General features: G+C 73.3%; 21 protein-coding genes and 1 tRNA gene. 16 read left to right on the forward strand and 6 right to left on the reverse strand.

Annotation, left to right across the window (positions count from 1 at the left end; all coding sequences use genetic code 11):
• Window positions 1-25: 25 nt before the first annotated feature.
• On the reverse strand, window positions 26-2515 hold the full coding sequence (locus tag ABT093_RS01955; RefSeq protein ID WP_350558900.1) for a terpene synthase family protein: 2490 nt from the start codon (window positions 2513-2515) through the stop codon (window positions 26-28).
• A gap of 217 nt (window positions 2516-2732) precedes the next feature.
• Here ABT093_RS01955 and cyaB point away from each other — a divergent pair, with 217 nt between their 5' ends.
• The 4 genes from cyaB (at window position 2733) to ABT093_RS01975 (ending at window position 5530) form a co-directional block, all read left to right on the forward strand.
• Window positions 2733-3287, forward strand: coding sequence for a class IV adenylate cyclase (gene cyaB, locus ABT093_RS01960; RefSeq protein ID WP_350558903.1), 555 nt, complete (start codon window positions 2733-2735; stop codon window positions 3285-3287).
• A 145-nt stretch (window positions 3288-3432) separates the two neighbouring features.
• Complete coding sequence (locus tag ABT093_RS01965) at window positions 3433-4053, forward strand: HhH-GPD-type base excision DNA repair protein (RefSeq protein ID WP_350558906.1); 621 nt, start codon at window positions 3433-3435, stop codon at window positions 4051-4053.
• Between the two features lie 150 nt (window positions 4054-4203).
• Window positions 4204-5169, forward strand: a complete 966-nt coding sequence (locus ABT093_RS01970) for a trypsin-like serine protease (protein WP_350558909.1) — start codon at window positions 4204-4206, stop codon at window positions 5167-5169.
• Window positions 5170-5257: 88 nt separating this feature from the next.
• Window positions 5258-5530: a DUF2087 domain-containing protein gene (locus ABT093_RS01975; protein ID WP_350558912.1), complete on the forward strand. Its 273-nt coding sequence runs from the start codon at window positions 5258-5260 to the stop codon at window positions 5528-5530.
• 19 nt (window positions 5531-5549) lie between these two features.
• On the opposite strand, the gene ABT093_RS01980 is transcribed toward ABT093_RS01975, so the two are convergent.
• Window positions 5550-5762, reverse strand: a complete 213-nt coding sequence (locus ABT093_RS01980) for a KTSC domain-containing protein (protein ID WP_350558915.1) — start codon at window positions 5760-5762, stop codon at window positions 5550-5552.
• Between the two features lie 95 nt (window positions 5763-5857).
• On the reverse strand, window positions 5858-7282 hold the full coding sequence (locus ABT093_RS01985; protein WP_350559222.1) for an MFS transporter: 1425 nt from the start codon (window positions 7280-7282) through the stop codon (window positions 5858-5860).
• Window positions 7283-7486: 204 nt separating this feature from the next.
• Here ABT093_RS01985 and ABT093_RS01990 point away from each other — a divergent pair, with 204 nt between their 5' ends.
• Complete coding sequence (locus ABT093_RS01990) at window positions 7487-8455, forward strand: helix-turn-helix transcriptional regulator (protein WP_350558918.1); 969 nt, start codon at window positions 7487-7489, stop codon at window positions 8453-8455.
• 119 nt (window positions 8456-8574) lie between these two features.
• Here ABT093_RS01990 and ABT093_RS01995 read toward each other — a convergent pair whose 3' ends face one another.
• The gene (locus ABT093_RS01995; RefSeq protein ID WP_350558921.1) at window positions 8575-9093 is read right to left on the reverse strand and encodes a YbhB/YbcL family Raf kinase inhibitor-like protein; all 519 of its coding nucleotides are present in this window, start codon (window positions 9091-9093) and stop codon (window positions 8575-8577) included.
• A 126-nt stretch (window positions 9094-9219) separates the two neighbouring features.
• Between ABT093_RS01995 and ABT093_RS02000 the strand changes: the two genes are divergently transcribed.
• From ABT093_RS02000 to ABT093_RS02010, 3 genes are all read left to right on the forward strand, one after another.
• The gene (locus tag ABT093_RS02000; protein WP_350558924.1) at window positions 9220-9903 is read left to right on the forward strand and encodes a rhomboid family intramembrane serine protease; all 684 of its coding nucleotides are present in this window, start codon (window positions 9220-9222) and stop codon (window positions 9901-9903) included.
• A gap of 85 nt (window positions 9904-9988) precedes the next feature.
• On the forward strand, window positions 9989-11152 hold the full coding sequence (locus ABT093_RS02005; RefSeq protein WP_350558927.1) for a hypothetical protein: 1164 nt from the start codon (window positions 9989-9991) through the stop codon (window positions 11150-11152).
• A gap of 162 nt (window positions 11153-11314) precedes the next feature.
• Window positions 11315-12310: a hypothetical protein gene (locus ABT093_RS02010; RefSeq protein WP_350558930.1), complete on the forward strand. Its 996-nt coding sequence runs from the start codon at window positions 11315-11317 to the stop codon at window positions 12308-12310.
• 19 nt (window positions 12311-12329) lie between these two features.
• Here ABT093_RS02010 and ABT093_RS02015 read toward each other — a convergent pair whose 3' ends face one another.
• The gene (locus tag ABT093_RS02015) at window positions 12330-13928 is read right to left on the reverse strand and encodes a helicase HerA-like domain-containing protein (protein ID WP_350558933.1); all 1599 of its coding nucleotides are present in this window, start codon (window positions 13926-13928) and stop codon (window positions 12330-12332) included.
• A gap of 170 nt (window positions 13929-14098) precedes the next feature.
• Between ABT093_RS02015 and ABT093_RS02020 the strand changes: the two genes are divergently transcribed.
• Window positions 14099-14395 (forward strand): type II toxin-antitoxin system VapB family antitoxin, encoded by a 297-nt coding sequence (locus ABT093_RS02020; RefSeq protein ID WP_030061387.1) that lies wholly within the window; start codon window positions 14099-14101, stop codon window positions 14393-14395.
• A gap of 276 nt (window positions 14396-14671) precedes the next feature.
• A complete protein-coding gene (locus ABT093_RS02025; RefSeq protein WP_350558936.1) occupies window positions 14672-15343 on the forward strand; it encodes a LytR C-terminal domain-containing protein in 672 nt (223 codons plus the stop codon).
• A gap of 87 nt (window positions 15344-15430) precedes the next feature.
• On the opposite strand, the gene upp is transcribed toward ABT093_RS02025, so the two are convergent.
• The gene (gene upp, locus ABT093_RS02030; RefSeq protein WP_350541577.1) at window positions 15431-16066 is read right to left on the reverse strand and encodes a uracil phosphoribosyltransferase; all 636 of its coding nucleotides are present in this window, start codon (window positions 16064-16066) and stop codon (window positions 15431-15433) included.
• Window positions 16067-16240: 174 nt separating this feature from the next.
• Between upp and ABT093_RS02035 the strand changes: the two genes are divergently transcribed.
• The 6 genes from ABT093_RS02035 to ABT093_RS02060 all read left to right on the forward strand — a co-directional run bounded on the left by ABT093_RS02035 (window position 16241) and on the right by ABT093_RS02060 (window position 18959).
• Window positions 16241-16477 (forward strand): hypothetical protein, encoded by a 237-nt coding sequence (locus ABT093_RS02035; protein WP_350558939.1) that lies wholly within the window; start codon window positions 16241-16243, stop codon window positions 16475-16477.
• Between the two features lie 290 nt (window positions 16478-16767).
• Window positions 16768-17268 carry a tRNA adenosine deaminase-associated protein gene (locus tag ABT093_RS02040; protein WP_502884102.1) on the forward strand — a complete coding sequence of 167 codons (501 nt, stop codon included), beginning with the start codon at window positions 16768-16770 and terminating at the stop codon, window positions 17266-17268.
• Between the two features lie 57 nt (window positions 17269-17325).
• Window positions 17326-17835, forward strand: coding sequence for a tRNA adenosine(34) deaminase TadA (tadA, locus tag ABT093_RS02045; protein ID WP_350558945.1), 510 nt, complete (start codon window positions 17326-17328; stop codon window positions 17833-17835).
• A 56-nt stretch (window positions 17836-17891) separates the two neighbouring features.
• Window positions 17892-17981 (forward strand) — tRNA-Ser (locus ABT093_RS02050).
• A 483-nt stretch (window positions 17982-18464) separates the two neighbouring features.
• Window positions 18465-18605: a hypothetical protein gene (locus ABT093_RS02055; protein ID WP_199839657.1), complete on the forward strand. Its 141-nt coding sequence runs from the start codon at window positions 18465-18467 to the stop codon at window positions 18603-18605.
• Between the two features lie 60 nt (window positions 18606-18665).
• Window positions 18666-18959, forward strand: a complete 294-nt coding sequence (locus ABT093_RS02060; protein WP_350558948.1) for a Dabb family protein — start codon at window positions 18666-18668, stop codon at window positions 18957-18959.
• Window positions 18960-19226: the final 267 nt, after the last annotated feature.

Consider the following 19226-nt stretch of genomic DNA (forward strand, 5'->3'; position numbering starts at 1 on the left):
GACCGCCGCCGCCCTTGCCCGCCCGCTAGCCGGCTACGCCCGTCACCGCACCCGCCGGCGTGGCCGCCGACGTCCCCAGCCCGGTCGGCCGCACCAGCAGCGCGCCCAGCACCCCGCCGCCCGGCTCGACCGCCTCCCGCGCGACGGTCTCCGGCACCCCGGCCGCCTCCCGCCCGAAGTGCCGCAGCAGGTCCTCCTCCCGGTACCGCCGGCAGCCCTCGTGCCAGATCAGGATCCCCGCGAGCCAGTTCTCCAGCTCCCTGACGTACCCGGCGAGCACCGCCCGGGCCGGCCCGTCCAGCCCGAAGTCCTCGAACATCACCGGGAACTCCTCGGCCACCACGTGCCGGAACTGGTCGAGCCGCGCGTGCATCAGGTCGTCGACGATCCGCACCGCCGCCGGGTAGTCGCAGCCGAAGAAGTTCTGCACCACCAGGGCGGCGTTGTGCACCTCGCCCTCGAACTCGACCTCCTTCTGGTACGAGAACAGGTCGTTCATCAGGCAGGCGAAGTCGGCGGCCGCGTTCTCCAGCGATCGCATCGGCCCGCTCGCGTAGACCTCCGGCGGCACGGCGTTCCCGTGCGCCAGCCGGGAGAGGCTCATGGTGAGGTCGGAGCCGAAGGTGGCGCGGCGCATCTCCAGGTAGTCGACCGGATCCGGGATCCGGTTCTGCACCTGGTTGTGCAGCTCCCAGATCCAGCTCAGCGTCATCGTCTCGACGGCCTCGCGCAGCTTCCCGCGCGCCTCGGCGGTCATCGGTCCGGCGGTCCGCTCCCACAGGTCGGCCAGCCCGCGCTCCAGTGCGGTGAGCGGCTCCGCGGCCGGCTCGCCGTCGACCGGCATGAGCAGCCCGAAGCGCGCGTTCTGCGCCTTGGCGCCGGCCAGGTCGCCGGTCCGGCCGAACGCCACCGGGAAGTAGTCGTCCGCGTACGTGCCCCAGGCCAACCAGTCGGTGGTGAGGTCGAGTTGGTCGGCGGAGGCGTCCGGGTGGATGCCGGCCGCGCAGAGCGCGAGGTCGTAGTCCGCCATGCTCTCGGCGGTCCACACCCCCGCGGTCGGGTCGTCCGGCCGGGCCGTCAGCAGACCCGTCCGTTCCGCCCAGGCGAGGGTGTGCAGCCGGGAGGCCTCCAGGCAGGGGTTCAGCTCGACCGTGAACGGCAGCCGGAACCGCGGCAGCCGGGACGGACCGACGGCCTGGAACGGCACGTGCGCGTGCGAGCGCGCCCGCCGCACCCCGGGGTCGACGTCCCCGCGCGAACCGCCGATCAGGCCCGTCCCGGGCGACTCCAGCGACGCACCCGACCCCGGCGTCCCCGCCCGCAGCGCCTCCAGCAGCCCGGCCACCGGCGACTGCCCGACCGTCGGCGACCAGGCCCGCGTCACCGGCCCGGAGCGGCTCAACGAGCCCAGCTCGCCGGCGAGGCCGTCCAGCGCCCCGCCCGGCTTCAGCACGTCCAGCGCCGACGTTCCCACCCCGCCGATCGCGAACGGGTCCCACCAGGTGGCCGTGCCCGCCGCCGCCCCGCCGCCGTTCATGTACCGGCTGGACCGCATGTGCCACTCGTGCCCGCCGGCCTGCCAGTCCTGCATGCCCTTGACGTAGGCCAGCACCCGGGCGCAGCCCTCCGCGTCCAGCCCGGTGTCCGCGAACAGCTGCGGCAGCTCGGTGAACACGGTGCTCTCGAACTGCTGGAGGCGCGAGGTGAGCAGGTCGTTGACGGCGTCCGCCGCCTCCTGCGTGGTGCACTCCAGGAACTTCTCCAGCACCAGGACGCCGTTGCTGAGTTCGCCCTCGTCCTCGACCTCGCGCTGGTACGAGAACAGGTCGTTGCGCAGGTGGACGCCGTCCGAGAAGGCGTCCATCAGCACCCGCAGCGGCCGCGCACCCGACACCGCCGCCGGCACCTCGGCCCCGGCCGCGTACTCGATCAGCCCGGCCGACCACGGCGCGCCGCCCACCTTGCGGCGCATCTCGATGTACTCGACGGGGTTGGCGATCCGCCCCGCGTTGATGTTGGCGAGCTCCCAGAGCGACTCGTTGAGCAGGTTGCGGGTGCTCTCCGCGAACCGCACCCGCCAGTCCTCGCCCATCGACGGCACCGTGCGCCGCCACAGGTCCGCGAGCCCGGCCTCGACCGGATTGGTGGGCTCGGGCACCGCCGCCGCCGGGTCGGCCGGCATGAAGAGCGGCAGCCGGTCCAGGTACGCCTTGCCGCCCTCCCGGTCGTTGGTCCGCTTGAAGACCTCCAGGAAGTGGTCGTCGAAGAAGAACACCCAGACGTACCAGTCGGTGACCAGCGACAGCGCCTCCGCGGACGCGTCCGGGTGCGTGTACGCGCAGAGCAGCCCGTAGTCGTGGGCGTCCAGGTCCGCCTGCGTCCAGACCCCCGACCCCTCCAGCATGCCCATCTCCCGGGCCCACCCGGAGGAATGGACCCGGGCCTCTTCGAGGTGCGGGTTGAGGCGCGCCGGGTGCGGCACGTAGAAGGACGGCAGTTCGAACGGCTGGGACACCGGGCGAGCCTTTCTGGACGCGTCGACAAGGCCGACTCAGCATTACCCGACTTCAACGATCTCAGCCGGGGAATCGGAACAGTCATATGAGATAGACCAGTCCACTCGAACACCTGCCCAACCCACCGCCCCCGACTAGCTCATCAGTACGACTGATCGGCCCCACCCCACCCTTCTCCACCCGCACATGACGGAGACTCGATTACGCTCGTGGTTCATGGAGTACACCGAGGTCGAGCAGAAGTTCCGGCTCCTCAGCCCCGCCGCCGAGCTGAGGGAGCGGCTCACCGCCCTCGGCGCCGCGCCGGGCCGGCCGACCCGGCAGGTCGACACGTACTACAACGCGCCGCACCGGGACTTCCTCGACAACGAGGTGGTCTCCGAGTGGCTGCGGGTGCGGGTCGAGGACGGGGCGGCGTCGCTCAACTTCAAGCGGTTCCACCCGATCGCGGCGCCGGCCAAGACCCACTGCGACGAGTACGAGAGCGCCGTCACCGATGCCGAGGCGGTCCGGCGGCTGCTCGGCTCGCTCGACTTCGCCGAGCTGACCGTCGTCGACAAGACGCGCGAGGAGTGGCACGCCGACGGCATCGCGGTCGCCTTCGACACCGTGGCCGGCCTGGGCGACTTCGTCGAGTTCGAGTACAAGGGCGACGCGCCGACGGTCACTCAGGCCACCGCCCGCCTGGAGGCGTTCATCGCCGCCCTCGGCGTCGAACTCGGCGACCGCGTCCACCTCGGCTACCCCCACATGACCCTCGGCCTGGAGTAGCCGCTCCGGACCCGCGCACGCTCCGCCGACGAACCACCCGCTGGTTCCATGGAATCACCCGGTCATGGCGTGTTGACGCGGCCGCCCCACCGCCCGTCCAGCAGACTGGGCGCGACCCGAGTCCACGCTCCGAGGAGGTCGTCCCATGAACGTCACCGTGCGGCTCGCGCAGCAGCCCGAGGCCGACGAACTGCTCGGGCGGAGCCCGCTCGCCGCGCTCGTCGGGATGCTGCTGGACCAGCAGGTGCCCATGGAGTGGGCGTTCACCGGGCCGCTCACCATCGCGCAGCGGCTGGGGCACGAGGACCTCGACGCGCACGAGATCGCCACCTACAACCCGGAGAAGTTCGTCGCGCTGCTCTGCGAGAAGCCGGCCGTCCACCGGTACCCGGCGGCGATGGCCAAACGGGTGCAGCAGCTCTGCCAGTTCCTGGTGGCGCAGTACGACGGGGACGCCGGCGCGCTGTGGAAGGACGTGGCAACCGGCCGCGAGCTGCTCAGCCGGCTCAACGCCCTTCCGGGGTTCGGGAAGCAGAAGTCGCAGATCTTCCTCGCCCTCCTCGGCAAGCAGTACGGCGTGCGGCCGCAGGGCTGGCGCGAGGCGGCCGGGCTGTACGGCGAGGAGGGGGCGTTCCGCTCGGTCGCGGACATCACCGGGCCGGAGTCACTGGAGCGGGTGCGCGCCACCAAGCAGGAGGTGAAGCGCGCCGCCAAGGAGGAGAAGGCCGCGAAGGAGGCCCAGGCCAGGACCAAGGTCCGCGCCTGAGCCCGCCCCCACGCCCCCCGGGGGGGGTAGCCCCACCACGCGCGGACCTGCTGCCGGGAGCCCGGGTCCACCTGGTACCCCCGTGGCCCGCGTGATCTTCGCCGACCAGGCTGAACACATCCGAATCTTCCCGGCAAAAAGGAACTCCCCGTGTTCAGCCTGAAGCCCTCCCGTCGCCGTACGGCCCGCGCCGCCGCCGTCGGCGCCCTCGCCGCCGCCGCCTGCGCCACGCTCATGGCGGGCAGCGCCGGGGCGATCGTCAACGGTGACGATCCCACCGCGAGCTACCCGTTCATGGCGGTGATCCCGGAGTCGGCCCCCACCCTCGGTCTGGTCGACGGCAACTGCGGCGCGTCCCTGATCGACCGTCAGTGGGTCCTGACCGCGGCGCACTGCGTCACCGGCGAGGGCCTCGAACTGGAGGGCACCGTCCGGGTCGGCGGCGACCGGCGCAAGACCGGGGGCACCGTCCGCGGGATCGACCGGACCTTCGTCCACCCCGGCTACGTCAACGGCGAGGGCAAGGGCGCCAACAAGGACGACATCGCACTGGTCCGCCTCGACCGGCCGGTCACCGAGCAGCCCATCAGGATCGCGCAGGAGGCGGGGCGGCCCGGCACCACGACCCGGCTGCTCGGCTTCGGCAGCACCGTCGACGGCGCGTTCACCTTCTCGGAGCGGCTCCGCGAGCTGGACACCCGCCTGGGCGCCGAGTCCGAGTGCGCGCCCGGCTGGGCGGACCCGACCAGGCTGTGCACGATCACCACCAAGCCCAGGGCCATGGCGTGCTTCGGCGACTCCGGCGGCCCGCAGCTCCAGAAGGGCCGGGGCGACCAGTGGGAGCTGGTCGGGGTCACCTCGGGGCCCGGAGCCCCGAAGGTGCCGTGCTCGGAGGGGCCGGGGCTGTACACCAGCGCCCCCGCCTACGCGAACTGGATCGAGGACACCATGAAGGCCAACGGCGCCCAGGCACCCGCGGAAGGCGGCGCCGCCCTCGCCGAGACCGGGACGAACGACCGCACCGCGGTGCTCGTCGGCGCGGCCTCGGCCCTGCTGGTCGCCGGCGGCGCCACCACCGTCGCGCTGCGCCGCCGCAAGGCCCGCCGCCCCGCCTGACGCCCCACCCGACGCCCCGCGGGGCCGGCGGGCGTCCGGCACCGAAAACCCGTTGCCGGGCGCCCGCCCCGCGCGCGACGCTCGGAGCATGACCGCCCCCGCCGCCCCCGCCGTGTCCGCGCTGTTCGCCCCCGACGGCCGGCTGATCGCCGTTCCCCGCCGCGCCGCCCGCCGCGAGCAGTTGCTCGACCACCTCGCCCGGACGCTCTTCGAGCCCGACCGCTCCTACACCGAGGGCGAGGTCAACGACGCGCTGCGGACGGTCCACGACGACTTCCCGGCCCTGCGCCGCTCCCTCGTCGAGGGGCACCGCCTCACCCGCGCCAAGGACAGCAGCAGCTACCGCCTCGCGACGGCCTGAGGCGCTCCGCCCCGCTCCCTCACCGCAGCCGCCGCCAGTCGTACCGGTCGCGGATCTCCCGGACGAAGTACCGCCCGAGGCTCTCCGCCGCCATCAGCCCGCGGTGCACCCGCCGCGGCACGGCCAGGTACGCGTAGACGCCCCCACCCGTGAACTCCAGCTCCAGGACGCGCCGCGCCGCGTCGTACCCGACCGAGCGCAGCGCCGAGGAGTCCACCGGCGTACGGTCCATGGCCCTCCAGTGTGCGCACACGGGCCCCGGCCGCGCACGCCGCGCGACCGGGGCCCGTGCCCATCCGCCCATGTGCCCGGGAGCACCCTGGGCGGCTACACCAGCACCGGCTCCCGCTCGGCCTCCTCGGCCACGCCCCCGGCCCCGGCGACCGCCGCCTTCCGCCGCCCGGGCAGCGCGAACATCAGCAGGAACACCACGCCCAGCACCCCGAGCACCCACCACATCGCGTGCCGGAACGCCCCGACGAACGGCTCCCCGGCCACCGTCCCGGCCGGCACCGCGTCGAAGAACGCCACCGACACCAGCCCCAGGCCGAGCGCCAGGCCCACCTGGTTCACCGTGTTGATCAGCCCGGACGCCGAGCCGGCGTGCTCCCGCGGGACCTCCGCCAGCACCGCGTCCGTGATCGGCGCGACGATCAGGCCCATCCCGAGGCCCATCACCACCAGCGGCAGCGCCATCTGCCAGGGCGCGATGCCGGTGCCGTACCGGTGCGCCTCGCCGATGTAGACGAGCACACCGGCCGCCATCACCAGCGCACCCGTCTGGAGCACCTTGCGCCCGAACCGGGGGACGAGCTGCTGCACGGAGACACCGGCCGCCGCCGAGACGGCGATCGAGAACGGGATGCCGGTCGCGCCGGCCTTCAGCGGGCTCCAGCCGAGGCCGAGCTGCATGTAGAGGGTCCAGACCAGGAAGAAGATCCCGGAGACGATGCCGAAGGTCAGCTGGACGCCGATGCCCGCCGCGAACGACTTCACCCGGAACAGCGACAGCTCCACCAGCGGCGAGCCGTCCCGCCGGGTCTTCACCCGCTCGTAGGCGACGAACAGCGCGAACACGGGCAGGCTGCCGGCCATCACCAGGTGGCCCCAGAGCGGCCAGCCGGCCTCCCGGCCGTGGGTCAGCGGGTAGATCAGCATCAGCAGTCCGGCGCTGGCCAGCAGCACGCCCGGCAGGTCCAGCTTCAGCGCCCGCTCGGCCCTGGACTCGCCGATGAAGACCCGGCCGAGCAGCAGGCCGGCGACGCCGACCGGCAGGTTGATCAGGAAGATCGGACGCCAGCCGAGGCCGAACACGTCCCACTCGGTCAGCACCGCGCCGATCAGCGGACCACTGACCGCGCCGAGCCCGACCACCGCGCCGAACAGGCCGAACACCTTGCCGCGCTCCTCCGCAGGGAAGGTCGCGTGCACGATCGACAGCACCTGCGGCACCATCAGCGCCGCCGTCCCGCCCTGCAGGATCCGCATCGCGACCAGCATCTCGGAGCCGCCCGCGAACCCGCACAGCGCCGAAGCGATCGTGAAGCCGGCTATTCCGATCAGGAACAGCCGCTTCCGGCCGTAGATGTCACCCAACCGGCCACCGGTGATCAGGCCGATCGCGAAGGCCAGCGCGTACCCGCCGGTCACCCACTGCACGGCGGAGAACGACGCGCCCGTGGACTCCTGGATGCTCGGGATCGCGATGTTCACGATCGTGACGTCCACCAGGTCCATGAACGAAGCCGTCATCACGATCGCCAGCGCGATCCACCTCCGCCGGTCCGACACCGGTTCCGCCACCGGGTCTGCCGCCCGCTCCGGCACCCGCTCCGGCACCCGCTCCGCCACCTTGCCCACCACGCGCTCCTCGTCGCCGTTCTTCCTCAGCACGCCGACGAAACTAGGGGGCATCTAGGTCAGATCCTGACCGCCACTTCCGGCAGGCTGGTTCCCATGACGGACACCCCGGCACGACTCCTCAGCCTGCTCTCCCTCCTCCAGACCCCGCGCGAGTGGCCCGGCAGCGAGCTCGCCGAACGGCTCCAGGTCAGCCCGCGCACCATCCGCCGCGACATCGACCGGCTCCGCGACCTCGGCTACCCGGTCGAGGCCACCATGGGACCGGTCGGCGGCTACCGGCTGGTCGCGGGCACCGCGATGCCGCCGCTGCTGCTCGACGACGAGGAGGCCGTGGCCATCGCGGTCGGCCTGCGGGCGGCCGCCGGGCACGCCGTGGTCGGCATCGAGGAGGCCTCGGTGCGCGCCCTCGGCAAGCTGCTCCAGGTGCTGCCCGCCCGGCTGCGCCACCGGGTCGCCACCCTCGACCGGGCCACCCTCCCGCTGCTGGGCGGGGACGGTCCGACCGTCGACCCGGAGGACCTCACGGTGCTGGCGGGCGCGGTCGCCAACCACGAGCGCCTGCGCTTCGGGTACCGGGCCGGCGACGGCGCCCGCACCCGGCGCCAGGTCGAGCCGGACCGCCTGGTCTCGGCCGGCCGCCGCTGGTACCTGGTCGGCTTCGACCTCGACCGGGACGACTGGCGGCTGTTCCGGGTGGACCGGATCAGCGAGCCCTTCGCCACCGGCGCCCGCTTCACCCCCCGCCCGCTGCCCGCCGAGGACGCCGCCGCGTACGTCGCGAGCAAGCTCCGCCGGCAGTCCCCCACCCCCACCCTGGACGCCACCCTCCAGCTGCCGGCCGACGAGGCCCGCCACCGGCTGGGCGGCCACGGCGACGCCGACGAGATCGAGCCGGTCGACGAGCACAGCTGCCGCCTCCGCTCGCACACCGACTCCCTCGAATGGCTGGCCGTGCGCCTGCTCATGCTCGGCTGCGAGGTCGAGGTGCACTCGCCTCCCGAGATGCGCGCCCACCTCCGCGCCCTCGCCGCCCGCGCCACCCGCGCCGCCGGCCCGGCCTGAGCGAACGGCCTGAGCGAACGGCCTGAGCGAACGGGCCGGGCGAAGGGCCCTGGCGAGCGGCCCGAAACGACGACGCTGCCGCCCGTGGCACCACGGACGGCAGCGGAACGTCAGGGCTCTCAGACGCCGTACTCGGCGGTGACCACGGCGCGGGCCAGGGTGTGGAAGGTGATGTTGAAGCCGACCTGGGCCGGCGGGGTGTCGGCGTCGACGTCCAGCGCGTCCACGTCCAGGGCGTGGACGGCGAAGGCGTAGCGGTGGGCCGGCCCGGGCGGCGGGGCGGCGCCGTCGTACTTGTTGCCCGGGAAGTCGTTGCGGCCGTGGAAGGACCGCTCGCCCGGCAGGTCGGCGTCGGAGGCGCCGGCGCCGCGCGCCAGGCCGGTGGTGTCGGCCGGCAGGTTGAGGGCGAGCCAGTGCCACCAGCCCGAGCCGGTCGGGGCGTCCGGGTCGTAGCAGGTGACGGCGATCGAGCGGGTGCCCTCCGGCAGGCCGGACCAGGCCAGCTGCGGCGAGAGGTTGCCCCCGCCGTGGATGAACTCCTCGGCCAGCTTCCCGCCGTCGGTGATGTCCTCACTGGTCAGCGGGAAGGACGGCACCTGCGGCAGGAACTCATACGGCAGCGGCGGACGCACACTCATGGAGGGTCACCTCTCGGCACGGTGGGAAGGGGTTGCCCCGGCCCGGGTCAGGGCCGTCGGACATGGTCGGACGGGGTTCACCTTAGTGGGGTGACCAACCGGCCGCTCCGGCCCTACAGTCGGGTCATGTCCCCGCGATTCGCCCGTCTGCTCCGCGATTCCCGCGCCGCGCTGTTCACGATGCTCGGCGCCCTGGCCGTCATCTGGGCCGTCCAGGTGGCGAACTGGCTCGACGACTACCGGCTCTCCTACGAGTACGGGATCAGCTCCGGACAGCTGGGCGAGCTGCCGGACATCCTCACCAGTACGCTGCTGCACTTCGGTTGGGACCACATCCAGGCCAACTCCTGGCCGCTGTTCGCGTTCGGCTTCCTGGCCGCCTACCGGGGCATGAAGCGGTTCCTGCTGGCGACGCTGCTGATCGTGGTGTCCAGCGGTCTGACGGTCTGGCTCTTCGAGCGGCCCGACACCGTGACGGCGGGCGCCAGCGGGGTGGTCTACGGGTACTTCGGCTACGTGGTGCTGCGCGGGGTCTTCGACCGCAACCTGGTGGACACCGCAATCGGCGTGGTCGTCGCCGCCGTGTACTCGTACCTGCTGCTCGGCGTGCTGCCGAGCGCGCAGGGCGTCAGCTGGCTGGGACACCTGGGCGGGCTGGTCGGCGGCCTGGCCGGCGCCTGGCTGCTGCGCGACCGGCGCAGCCGGGACGACCGGGGCGACCGGACCCCGAAGAGCACCCCGGGGAGGGCCGAGTCCCCGGCGAGCCCGGGCGCCGCGCTGCTCAAGGAACTCGACGACCTGGGCATCTGAGCCCGGCACCTCCGCCAGGTATAGACCATTCCCGCCCCCGGGGTTAGCGTGGGCGGGCACCCGCCCCCTGCTCCGGAGCCGCACCGTGGAGTCGTCCGTCCTCGCCTTCGCCACCGACCTCCTCGACGAGGGCGCCGGCACCTTCTTCGGCAACCTCACCGACCGGGCCGGGGTCGGCGGCGTCACCCTCGCCTCCGTCTACCACGAGGCCCGCGACGTCTTCCCGCACAACCCGCACCGGGTGATCCGCTACCTGGAGCCGGGCGCCGCCTACTTCCGCCCCGACCCGGCCCGCTGGGAGGGACGGCGGCTGCGGCCCGTGCCGTCCACCGCGATCGGCGAGCGCGACCCGTTCGCCGAGGCCGCCGAGGAGGCCCGCCGGCGCGGTCTGAAGCTGCACGCCTGGACGGTGTTCTGCCACAACGACCGGCTCGGCTTCGAGCACCCGGACTGCGCGCCCGCCAACGCCTTCGGCGACCGCCACCTCACCGAGCTGTGCCCGGCCCACCCGGAGGTCCGGGAGTACGCCCGGACCCTGGTGGCGGAGCTGGCCCGGTACGGGGTGGACGCGATCCGGGCGGAGTCGCTGCACTTCCACGGGCTGCGCCACGGCTACCACCACGAGCGCTACTTCGAGGAGCTGGGCCCGGCCGCCGAGGCGCTGCTCGGCCTCTGCTTCTGCCCGCACTGCCGGGCGGCGGCCACCCGCGCGGGCGTGCCGGCCGACGAGGTGGCCGCGGCGGTCCGCACCGAGCTGCGCCGCCGGCTGGCCGACGACGCGGCCGCCGCCGAGCCGGCCGCGCTGGACGAACTGGCGGACGGCGCCGTCGCCGCCTACGTGGACGCCTCGGCGGTCACGGTGACCTCGCTGGCCGCCGAGCTGGCCGAGGAGGCGGCCCGTCACGGCATGCGGCTGACCTTCATGGACGGCGGCGGGCCCGGCACCGGCTGGCTGTCCGGGATCGACCTGCCGGGGCTGGCGAAGGCCGCCCACCAGATCGAGACGCTCGGCTACGCGCGCACCCCGGAGGAGGTCCGCGAGAAGGTCGCCGCCTTCGCCCTGCACGGGGTGCGCCCGCAGGACATGGCGGTGATCCTGCGTCCGATGGCGTCGGACTGCGACGGCCCGGCGAACCTCGCGGCGAAGATCGCCGTGCTGCGCGGACTGGGCGTGCCGGAGGTCGAGTTCTACAACTACGGCCTCATGCGCCTCTCCTCCCTCGACCGGATCGGCGCCGCGCTCGGCTGAGCACCGCTCCCCGCCCGCTCGAACCCGGTCGAACCCGGTCGAACCCGGTTGGCCATTTGGCCGGATCCGATCGATCAGCTGCGCGAAATGATCCTGACCATGCCAACACGTGGCCCCTAAGCTCCCCCTCAGTCGTGATCATCCGACGAGGGGGAGCACTCCATGTCCACACCACGGATCACCCGCCGCGGCCTGCTCGCCGGCGCCGCCGGAACCGCCGGCGCCGCCGCCCTGGCCACCGTCACGGGAGCCGGTGAGGCCTCCGCCGCCACCATCCCGGCCGCCGCCCCGTACGCCCCCAAGCTGCCGCACCAGATCGAGGCCGAGGCCCTGATCGACAACCTGCGCCTGCGCCCCTGGGAGCACCTCGCCAACCGCTACAAGCGGGCCGGCGTGTTCGACGACGTCCCCACCAGCGTCCGCTGGGGCGCCCCGGGGCACCCGGAGGAGTTCTCCAACCTCTCCCAGTGCTCCTCGTTCGTCACCCTGGCGCTCCAGCGCGCCTACGGCACCGCGCCCACCGTGCCCGCCGGCACCCCGATGCCCTGGGGCGACTACAGCTACGGCTGGGCGACCCGGGAGTACTTCCAGCAGTACTTCATCAAGGACCCGGCCAACACCAACCCGTACCCGACGGCCGAGAAGTACCAGCAGGCCTTCCTGGACACGGCCTCGCTCCCGCACTTCACCCGCGTCACCAAGCCGGTGAACCTGCGCCCCGGCGACCTGGTGGCCCTCGACTACCACCCGGACGAGGACGACACCAAGCCGTACACCGGGCACGTCGTCATGATCCGGGAGCGCAAGGGCACCTGGTCCGACGCGGTGGTGGACGCCAAGATCGGCCGCCCGGTCGTGCCGTACGTCTTCGAGGTCATCGACTGCACCAGCGACCCGCACGGCAACCCGGCGCTCGGTGGCACCGCCACCGAGCTCTACCGGGCCTTCCCGGACTCCCGGATCGAGGAGGTCCCGGGCACCGGCGGCTCCACCTGGAAGGAGCACGACGGCGTCGGCTACGGCCACATGGTGTTCTACGCGGACGCCGACACCAAGCTCTTCGCCGGCTACCGCTGGAGCCTGAACACCACCGTGCCGCGCACCGTCGCCGAGCGCCCGATCTCGGCCGGGCGGGTCTGGCTCACCGACAGCGTCTGATCCGCGTAGGGCCCTTCGCTCACCTGCGCCGCCGGGACGTCCCGAACAGGCTCCGGGAGATCTCCCGCCCGAGCTGCGTCCCGGCGGAGCGGGCGAAGGACTTCAGCGCCGGGTTGCTCAGCAGCGACCCGAGCAGCCCGGCGTCCTCCTTCTCCCGCCGCCCCTCCGGCTCCCGCCGCGGCTCCCGCTCCGGCTCCCGCCGCGGCTCCCGCTCCGGTTCCCGCCGCGGCTCACCGGACGGCACCGGCTCCGCCTGCGGCCGGGCGGCCCGCGCCGCCAGCTTCTCGTACGCCGACTCCCGGTCGACCGCGTCCCGGTACGCGCCCACCAGCGCCGACCCGTCCACCGCCGCCCGCAGCGCCGCCGGCTCCAGCGGGCCCATCAGCGACTGCGGCGCCCGCAGCCTGGTCGCCGCGACCGGCGTCGGCGCGCCCTTCTCGGACAGCACCGTGACCACCGCCTCGCCCGTGCCCAGCGAGGTCAGCACCTCCCCCAGGTCGTACACGGGCGACTTCGGGAAGGTCGAGACGGTCGCCTTCAGCGCCTTGGCGTCGTCCGGGGTGAACGCCCGCAGCGCGTGCTGCACCCGGTTGCCCAGCTGCGCCAGCACGTCCCCCGGCACGTCCTTCGGCGTCTGGGTGACGAAGAAGATCCCCACCCCCTTCGAGCGGATCAGCCGCACCGTCTGGGTGATCGCCTCCAGGAAGGCCTTGGAGGCGCCCTTGAACAGCAGGTGCGCCTCGTCGAAGAAGAAGACCAGCTTGGGCCGGTCGAGGTCGCCGACCTCGGGCAGCTCCTGGTAGAGGTCGGCGAGCAGCCACATCAGGAAGGTCGAGAAGAGCCGCGGCCGGTCCTGCACCGCGGGCAGCTCCAGCACCGAGACCACGCCCCGGCCGTCCTCCGTGCGCCGCAGCAGCTCGGCGGTGTCGAACTCCGGCTCGCCGAAGAACGCCCCGGCGCCCTCGTTCTCCAGCAGGGTGAGCGAGCGCAGGATCACCCCGGCGGTGGCGGCGGAGAGCCCGCCGATGCCCTTCAGCTCCTCCTTGCCCTCGGGCGAGGCGAGGAAGGTGATGACCGCCGTGAGGTCCTTGAGGTCGTAGAGCTCCAGGCCCTGCCGGTCGGCGTAGTGGAAGACCAGGCCGAGCGAGGACTCCTGGGTCTCGTTCAGGTCCAGCACCTTGGCCAGCAGCAGCGGCCCGAAGCTGGTCACCGTCGCCCGCAGCGGGATGCCGGTGCCCTGGCCGCCGAGCGCGAAGAACTCGGCGGGGCAGCCCCGGGCCTGCCAGTCCTGGCCGACCTCGGCGGCCCGGGCGGCGGTCCGCTCCCCCGGCTCGCCGGGCGCGGCCACCCCGGAGACGTCGCCCTTGACGTCGGCCAGGAACACCGGCACGCCCTGGGCGGAGAGCTGTTCGGCGATCAGCTGGAGGGTCTTGGTCTTCCCGGTGCCGGTGGCGCCCGCCACCAGCCCGTGCCGGTTGAGCACCCCGAGCGGCACCCGCACCGGCGCCCCGGCGTACGCGGTGCCGTCCAGCAGCACGGCGCCGAGGTCCAGCGCGGGCCCGGTGAAGGCGTACCCGTCGGCGATCTCCCGGACGGCGGACGGAACGGCAGCGGACATCGGACACCCTCCAGAGCGGGACGGCGGACCGGGCGAGCGGACGGTAGCCACGGGACCTACACGACATTTCCCATGAAACAGCCGCAATCCCCCGCCCGCAGCCCGTACCCGTGCGCGTGGCGGCGTCGCGGCTGCTGCGCCATCCGCCGCCCAAACGGTAGGCTTTCCGTGTGATCTTCAAGCGCATCGGCAATGGGCGGCCGTACCCGGATCACGGCCGTACCAGCACCCGCCAGTGGGCGGACGTCGCCCCGCGCCCGGTGCGACTCGACCAGCTGGTGACCACCAAGGGACAACTGGATCTGGAAACCCTCCTGGCGGAGGACTCCACCTTCTACGGGGACCTCTTCGCGCACGTCGTGAAGTGGCACGGTGACCTGTACCTGGAGGACGGACTGCACCGGGCGGTCCGCGCCGCGCTCCAGCAGCGCCAGGTGCTGCACGCCCGCGTCCTCGAAATGGAATGACCCGGGGGCCGGCCGACCGGCCCCGTACGCGTGCGGACCGCCCTCCGGCCAGCCCGGCAGGGCGGTCCGTTCGTACCCGGGTGCGGTCGCGGTGCCGCCATTCGGGTACCGGCGTACTCCTGATGATGATCGTTTAGTACCTTCACCGCTGTACGGCACTAATCTGCTGACTACGGCCACGACGGCGTGCGCGTGACACCGCGTCCGCCTGGCACCGCGCCCGGCCCACCGTCACCCGATCCCCGCCCCGGCACGAGGGGGAGACAAACCGTGAGCATGTTGACTCCCCAAGGCCTGAAGGGGAAGCAGTACCGGATCACCGGCAACTCCTATCCACGGCTGGGCCGCCCGCCGAAGAAGAGCCGCAAGGTGTTCGCGCTGATCGCCGCGGTGCTCGCGCTGGCGCTGATCGGGCTCGGCGGCGTCCAGCTCTGGGACATCTTCAGCGGCAAGGGCAAGAACGCCTCCGCCCAGGCCTGCGCCACCCCGTCCGGCAAGCCGCTGGCCGCCCCGGCCCCGGAGGCGACACCGACCGTGCCCGGCTCGGCCGCCGCCCCGATCGACCCGAACGCCGTCCCGCAGCCGGCCGCGGTCACCGTGAACGTCTACAACGCCACCGCCAAGGCCGGCCTGGCCGCCCGCACCGCGGAGGAGCTGAAGAAGCGCGGCTTCACCATCGGCAAGGTCGGCAACGCCCCGGCGGAGCTGGACAAGAAGGTGCCCGGCACCGCCCAGGTGATCGCCGGCCCGGCGGGCGCCGGGGCGTCCACCCTGGTCGGCTCGGTGATCGCGGGCGCGACCAGCACCGCCGACGCCCGGACCGACGCCACCGTGGACTTCGTCATCGGCGACAGCTACAACGCGCTGCTGGACGAGACCCAGGCCGCCGCCGCGCTCGCCCTGGCCACCAAGCCGGTCCCGGCGCCGAGCACCACCGGCGCCTGCTGACCGGCCCCACACGACGACGAAGCCCCCCGGCGGCGCGCCGGGGGGCTTTCTCGTACCGGGGGCCGGGGCCCGGGGCCGGGACGGGGCTCAGCCCGCCGTGCCGTACAGCCGGTCGCCCGCGTCGCCGAGGCCCGGGACGATGTAGCCGTTCTCGTTCAGCCGCTCGTCGACGGCGGCGGTGACCACGGTGACCGGCAGGCCGGCCAGCTCGCGCTCCATCACCGCGACGCCCTCGGGCGCGGCCAGCAGCACCACGGCGGTGACGTCGGTGGCGCCGCGCTCGATCAGCATCCGGATCGCCGCGACCAGCGTGCCGCCGGTGGCCAGCATCGGGTCGAGCACGTACACCTGGCGGCCGGACAGGTCGTCCGGCATCCGGGTGGCGTAGGTGGAGGCCTCCAGGGTCTCCTCGTTGCGCACCATGCCCAGGAAACCGACCTCGGCGGTCGGCAGCAGCCGGGTCATGCCGTCCAGCATGCCGAGGCCGGCCCGCAGGATCGGCACCACCAGCGGGCGCGGGTAGGACAGCCGGGTGCCGGTGGTCACGGCCACCGGGGTGGTGATCTCCACCTCGTCGGTGCGGACGTCCCGGGTGGCCTCGTACGCGAGGAGGGTCACCAGCTCGTCGGTCAGGCGACGGAAGGTCGGCGAGTCGGTGCGCTCGTCGCGCAGGGTGGAGAGCTTGTGGGCGACCAGGGGGTGGTCGACGACGTGGATCCGCATGCATCGAGGTTAGCCCGGGTCCGGACGCCCGTACGACACGCCGTGCCAGGCCGGGCCGCGCGGCGACCCGGGCGGACGCGGGCCGGACCGTGACGCGCCGTGACGCGGCGAGAATGTCCGGACGGATCGGCCTCCTGTGGTATCAACCCGGCCGATCTGGGAAAGTCAGGTCCTATGACGAGCAACCCGAACCCCGGGGACGGCTCGGCGGACGGGGCCCCCGCCCCGTCGGGTGGCCGCTCGGGCCCGCCCCCGGACCGGCCGGAGACCGAGGCGGAGCGCCGCAGGCGCCGCGCCGTCTTCCTGCGCGAGCTCACCGAGGCCCGCGAACTGCGCGAGCGGGTGCAGCCGCGCCGGACCAAGGAGCGCCGGATGCGCGAGGCGATGCGGATGCGAACCTTCCGGTTCTGACAAGCCCTCCACGGCTTCTCCACACTCCCGCTGCCACCCGGCCGCCGTTGACCGTCCGGCGGCCAGCCCTTCCGACACGACCTGCAAAGACGCGCTGCAGAACACCCCCCGCGGAGCCTTGCTTTCTGTCACGATTCCGATGGGACGGTCCGAACAGCGGACCGCCTCTGGCGCGGGGGCGGCCAGTACCGCGTCGCCCGCGAGCGCCGACAGCCGAGACCGAGATCTTGGGAGTGTCCCTGGTGGCGTACTTCGCTGCAGTGCTTGCTCGCACCGAGGACGGGTGGGATGTGAGCGAGACGGAGCTCGACGACGTCGAAACCCTCGCCGACCTGGCCGACCTGGCCCGCGAGGCGACCCAGGACGACGACAGCGTCCTGGTCTTCATCGAACAGGAGGACGCCTGGTTCGCCATCGTCCGCGTGGACGGCGAGGAGGATCCGCGGATCTTCGTGTCGGACGGCGCCGCCGCCGCCCGCAGCTCCTACGGCTCCGTCCTCACCGACGAGCTGGTGGACCAGGCCGGCGAGAGCGAGTTCGGCGACCTGGACAACCTGGTCGCCGAGCTGGAGGACGACGCGCAGGCCGAGGAGCAGGAGGACGACGAGGACGGCGACGGGCGCGGCGGCGTCCCGGTCGGCCCGCTCGGCGACGCCCACCTGCTGACCGAGTTCGGCCTCGCCGCCGACGAGCTGATCGCCCTCAGCGGCGAGGGCGCCGTGCCCGGCGACGCGCTGGAGGAGATCGCCGAGGCGCTCGGCTGTGGTGAGGTCCTGGAGGCCGTGCGGTAACGCTCCGTGTCCGTCACCCGGACGGCCGGACCTCCGCCATGCCCGACACTGGATGCCATGCAGTCCGCCCGCCCGATTCCCCCGCTGCCCGCCCCCGTCCGCCCCGATCCGGTCCGCGACCGCTGGGCGGCGCCGATGCGCCTCGCCATCGCCGAGGCCGCCCTGGCGCCGGCCACCGGGGACGTCCCGGTCGGGGCGCTCGTCCTCGGTCCGGACGGCGAGGTCCTCGGCCGCGGCCACAACGAACGCGAGGCCGTCGGCGACCCGACCGCCCACGCCGAGGTGGTCGCCATCCGCGAGGCGGCGGCCGAGCTCGGGGCGTGGCGGCTGAGCGGGTGCACGCTGGTCGTCACCCTGGAGCCCTGCACCATGTGCGCGGGCGCGATCGTGCTGTCCCGGATCGACCGCGTGGTCTACGGCGCCCTCGACGAGAAGGCCGGCGCGGCCGGCTCGCTCTTCGACGTGATGCGCGACCGCCGGCTCAACCACCGCCCCGAGGTGGTCTGGGGCGTCCTGGCCGACGAGTGCGGCGAGCAGCTGCGCGCCTTCTTCGACACCCACCGCTGATCCCGCCCCGGGAACGGATTTCGTTCCCGCGCCACCCGTCCGGTAGAGTTCCCCTCGGTAGCGTGTCCGAGCGGCCAAAGGAGCACGCCTCGAAAGCGTGTGTGGGGGCAACTCCACCGTGGGTTCGAATCCCACCGCTACCGCCAGAAAGCCCGAGGGCCCGTCCGGTGAACCGGACGGGCCCTCGGCGTTCCCGCGCACCCTCGGGCGCGGAAAGGGCTCCGTACCCGTCGGCCGATGACCACCAACGCCTGTCGAGTACGGAGCCTGGAAGAGGGGGAGCGGTTCGGGGGGACTGACCGCTCCCCCGGCGGAGTCCCACAACCGGGGCCGCGTCGGGGGGGAAGCCGCGGCGCCCGGTCCCACAGCGGGGAACTCCGGATCCACGTACCGGGGATTCCTGCCAGATCCTCGGTACATCAACCATCCTGCCGCCCGCGGGCGGCCCGGGCACCCGGAGAAAGGCCCCTGTCCCGGGGACCTTCGTCCCGGCAGGTGAACGCGTCGCACACTTGATAGGCCGTCCGGGTGGATAAGCTGCCCGTTGCACCGGGCCGATCGGGGACCGAACGACGGCGGCCCACAGCAGGGAGGAAGGTCACCGGATGGCGCAGGCGAAGAAGATCGGAATGGTCCTCCTGCTCATCTTCGTGCTCTACACGATCATCACCTCGCCCGCCCGCGCGGCCGAGCTGGTCCAGTTGGGGTTCGAAGGCATCTCGAACGCCGCCAAGGCGATCGGCACCTTCATGACCGGCCTGGTGAAGTAGCCCGGACCCCACCGGCTACGGTGGGCCCGACATCCGACCCCGTCCGCGAGGAGCGGCACCGTGATCCGCCACCTGATCCTGTTCAAGCTCAACGAAGGCGTCAGCAAGGACGACGAGCGCGCGCTCGCCGGCGCCAAGGCCTTCGCCGAGCTCGGCCCGGTCATCCCCGAACTGCGCGAGTGGGAGTGCGGCTGGAACACCACCGACCGCGACATCGCCCACGACTACGCCATCAACAGCCTGGTCGAGGACCGCGAGGCCCTCCAGGCGTACCTCACCCACCCGGCCCACCAGGCCGCGGCGGCGCAGTGGCGCGCATTCGCCACCTGGGTGATCGCCGACATCGAGGTCTGAGCCCGGCGGCCCGTCCGCGCGGCGCGACCGGCCGGCCCGGCGCGTCCCCCGGACGGCCCGCGGCGCCCCGTCCGACTTCCGGGCGGGGCGCCTCGCTCTGTCCCGGAACGGCCTGCGCGCCGCACCGCCGCCCCGGCCCCCGGCCCGGACGGCGCACCAACACACCTCCGCTCGGTACTTGCCCGACACATGCCCGCCTTGTGATGCTATGACCGGTTTTGCCGGACATGGTGAGGTGGTGAACGAGACGCGACACCCGGTCCGCAG

This window comes from Kitasatospora sp. NPDC002551 (assembly GCF_040296005.1).
Lineage (GTDB): Bacteria > Actinomycetota > Actinomycetes > Streptomycetales > Streptomycetaceae > Kitasatospora.

Bases quoted from the DNA above. Each gene is read 5' to 3' on its own strand.
- cyaB (WP_350558903.1), top strand. From the start codon at position 2,733: ATGGAGTACACCGAGGTCGAGCAGAAGTTCCGGCTCCTCAGCCCCGCC.
- ABT093_RS01965 (WP_350558906.1), top strand. From the start codon at position 3,433: ATGAACGTCACCGTGCGGCTCGCGCAGCAGCCCGAGGCCGACGAACTG.
- ABT093_RS01975 (WP_350558912.1), top strand. From the start codon at position 5,258: ATGACCGCCCCCGCCGCCCCCGCCGTGTCCGCGCTGTTCGCCCCCGAC.
- ABT093_RS01980 (WP_350558915.1), bottom strand. From the start codon at position 5,762: ATGGACCGTACGCCGGTGGACTCCTCGGCGCTGCGCTCGGTCGGGTAC.
- ABT093_RS01985 (WP_350559222.1), bottom strand. From the start codon at position 7,282: ATGACGGCTTCGTTCATGGACCTGGTGGACGTCACGATCGTGAACATC.
- ABT093_RS01990 (WP_350558918.1), top strand. From the start codon at position 7,487: ATGACGGACACCCCGGCACGACTCCTCAGCCTGCTCTCCCTCCTCCAG.
- ABT093_RS01995 (WP_350558921.1), bottom strand. From the start codon at position 9,093: ATGAGTGTGCGTCCGCCGCTGCCGTATGAGTTCCTGCCGCAGGTGCCG.
- ABT093_RS02000 (WP_350558924.1), top strand. From the start codon at position 9,220: ATGTCCCCGCGATTCGCCCGTCTGCTCCGCGATTCCCGCGCCGCGCTG.
- ABT093_RS02010 (WP_350558930.1), top strand. From the start codon at position 11,315: ATGTCCACACCACGGATCACCCGCCGCGGCCTGCTCGCCGGCGCCGCC.
- ABT093_RS02015 (WP_350558933.1), bottom strand. From the start codon at position 13,928: ATGTCCGCTGCCGTTCCGTCCGCCGTCCGGGAGATCGCCGACGGGTAC.
- ABT093_RS02025 (WP_350558936.1), top strand. From the start codon at position 14,672: ATGTTGACTCCCCAAGGCCTGAAGGGGAAGCAGTACCGGATCACCGGC.
- upp (WP_350541577.1), bottom strand. From the start codon at position 16,066: ATGCGGATCCACGTCGTCGACCACCCCCTGGTCGCCCACAAGCTCTCC.
- ABT093_RS02035 (WP_350558939.1), top strand. From the start codon at position 16,241: ATGACGAGCAACCCGAACCCCGGGGACGGCTCGGCGGACGGGGCCCCC.
- tadA (WP_350558945.1), top strand. From the start codon at position 17,326: ATGCAGTCCGCCCGCCCGATTCCCCCGCTGCCCGCCCCCGTCCGCCCC.
- ABT093_RS02055 (WP_199839657.1), top strand. From the start codon at position 18,465: ATGGTCCTCCTGCTCATCTTCGTGCTCTACACGATCATCACCTCGCCC.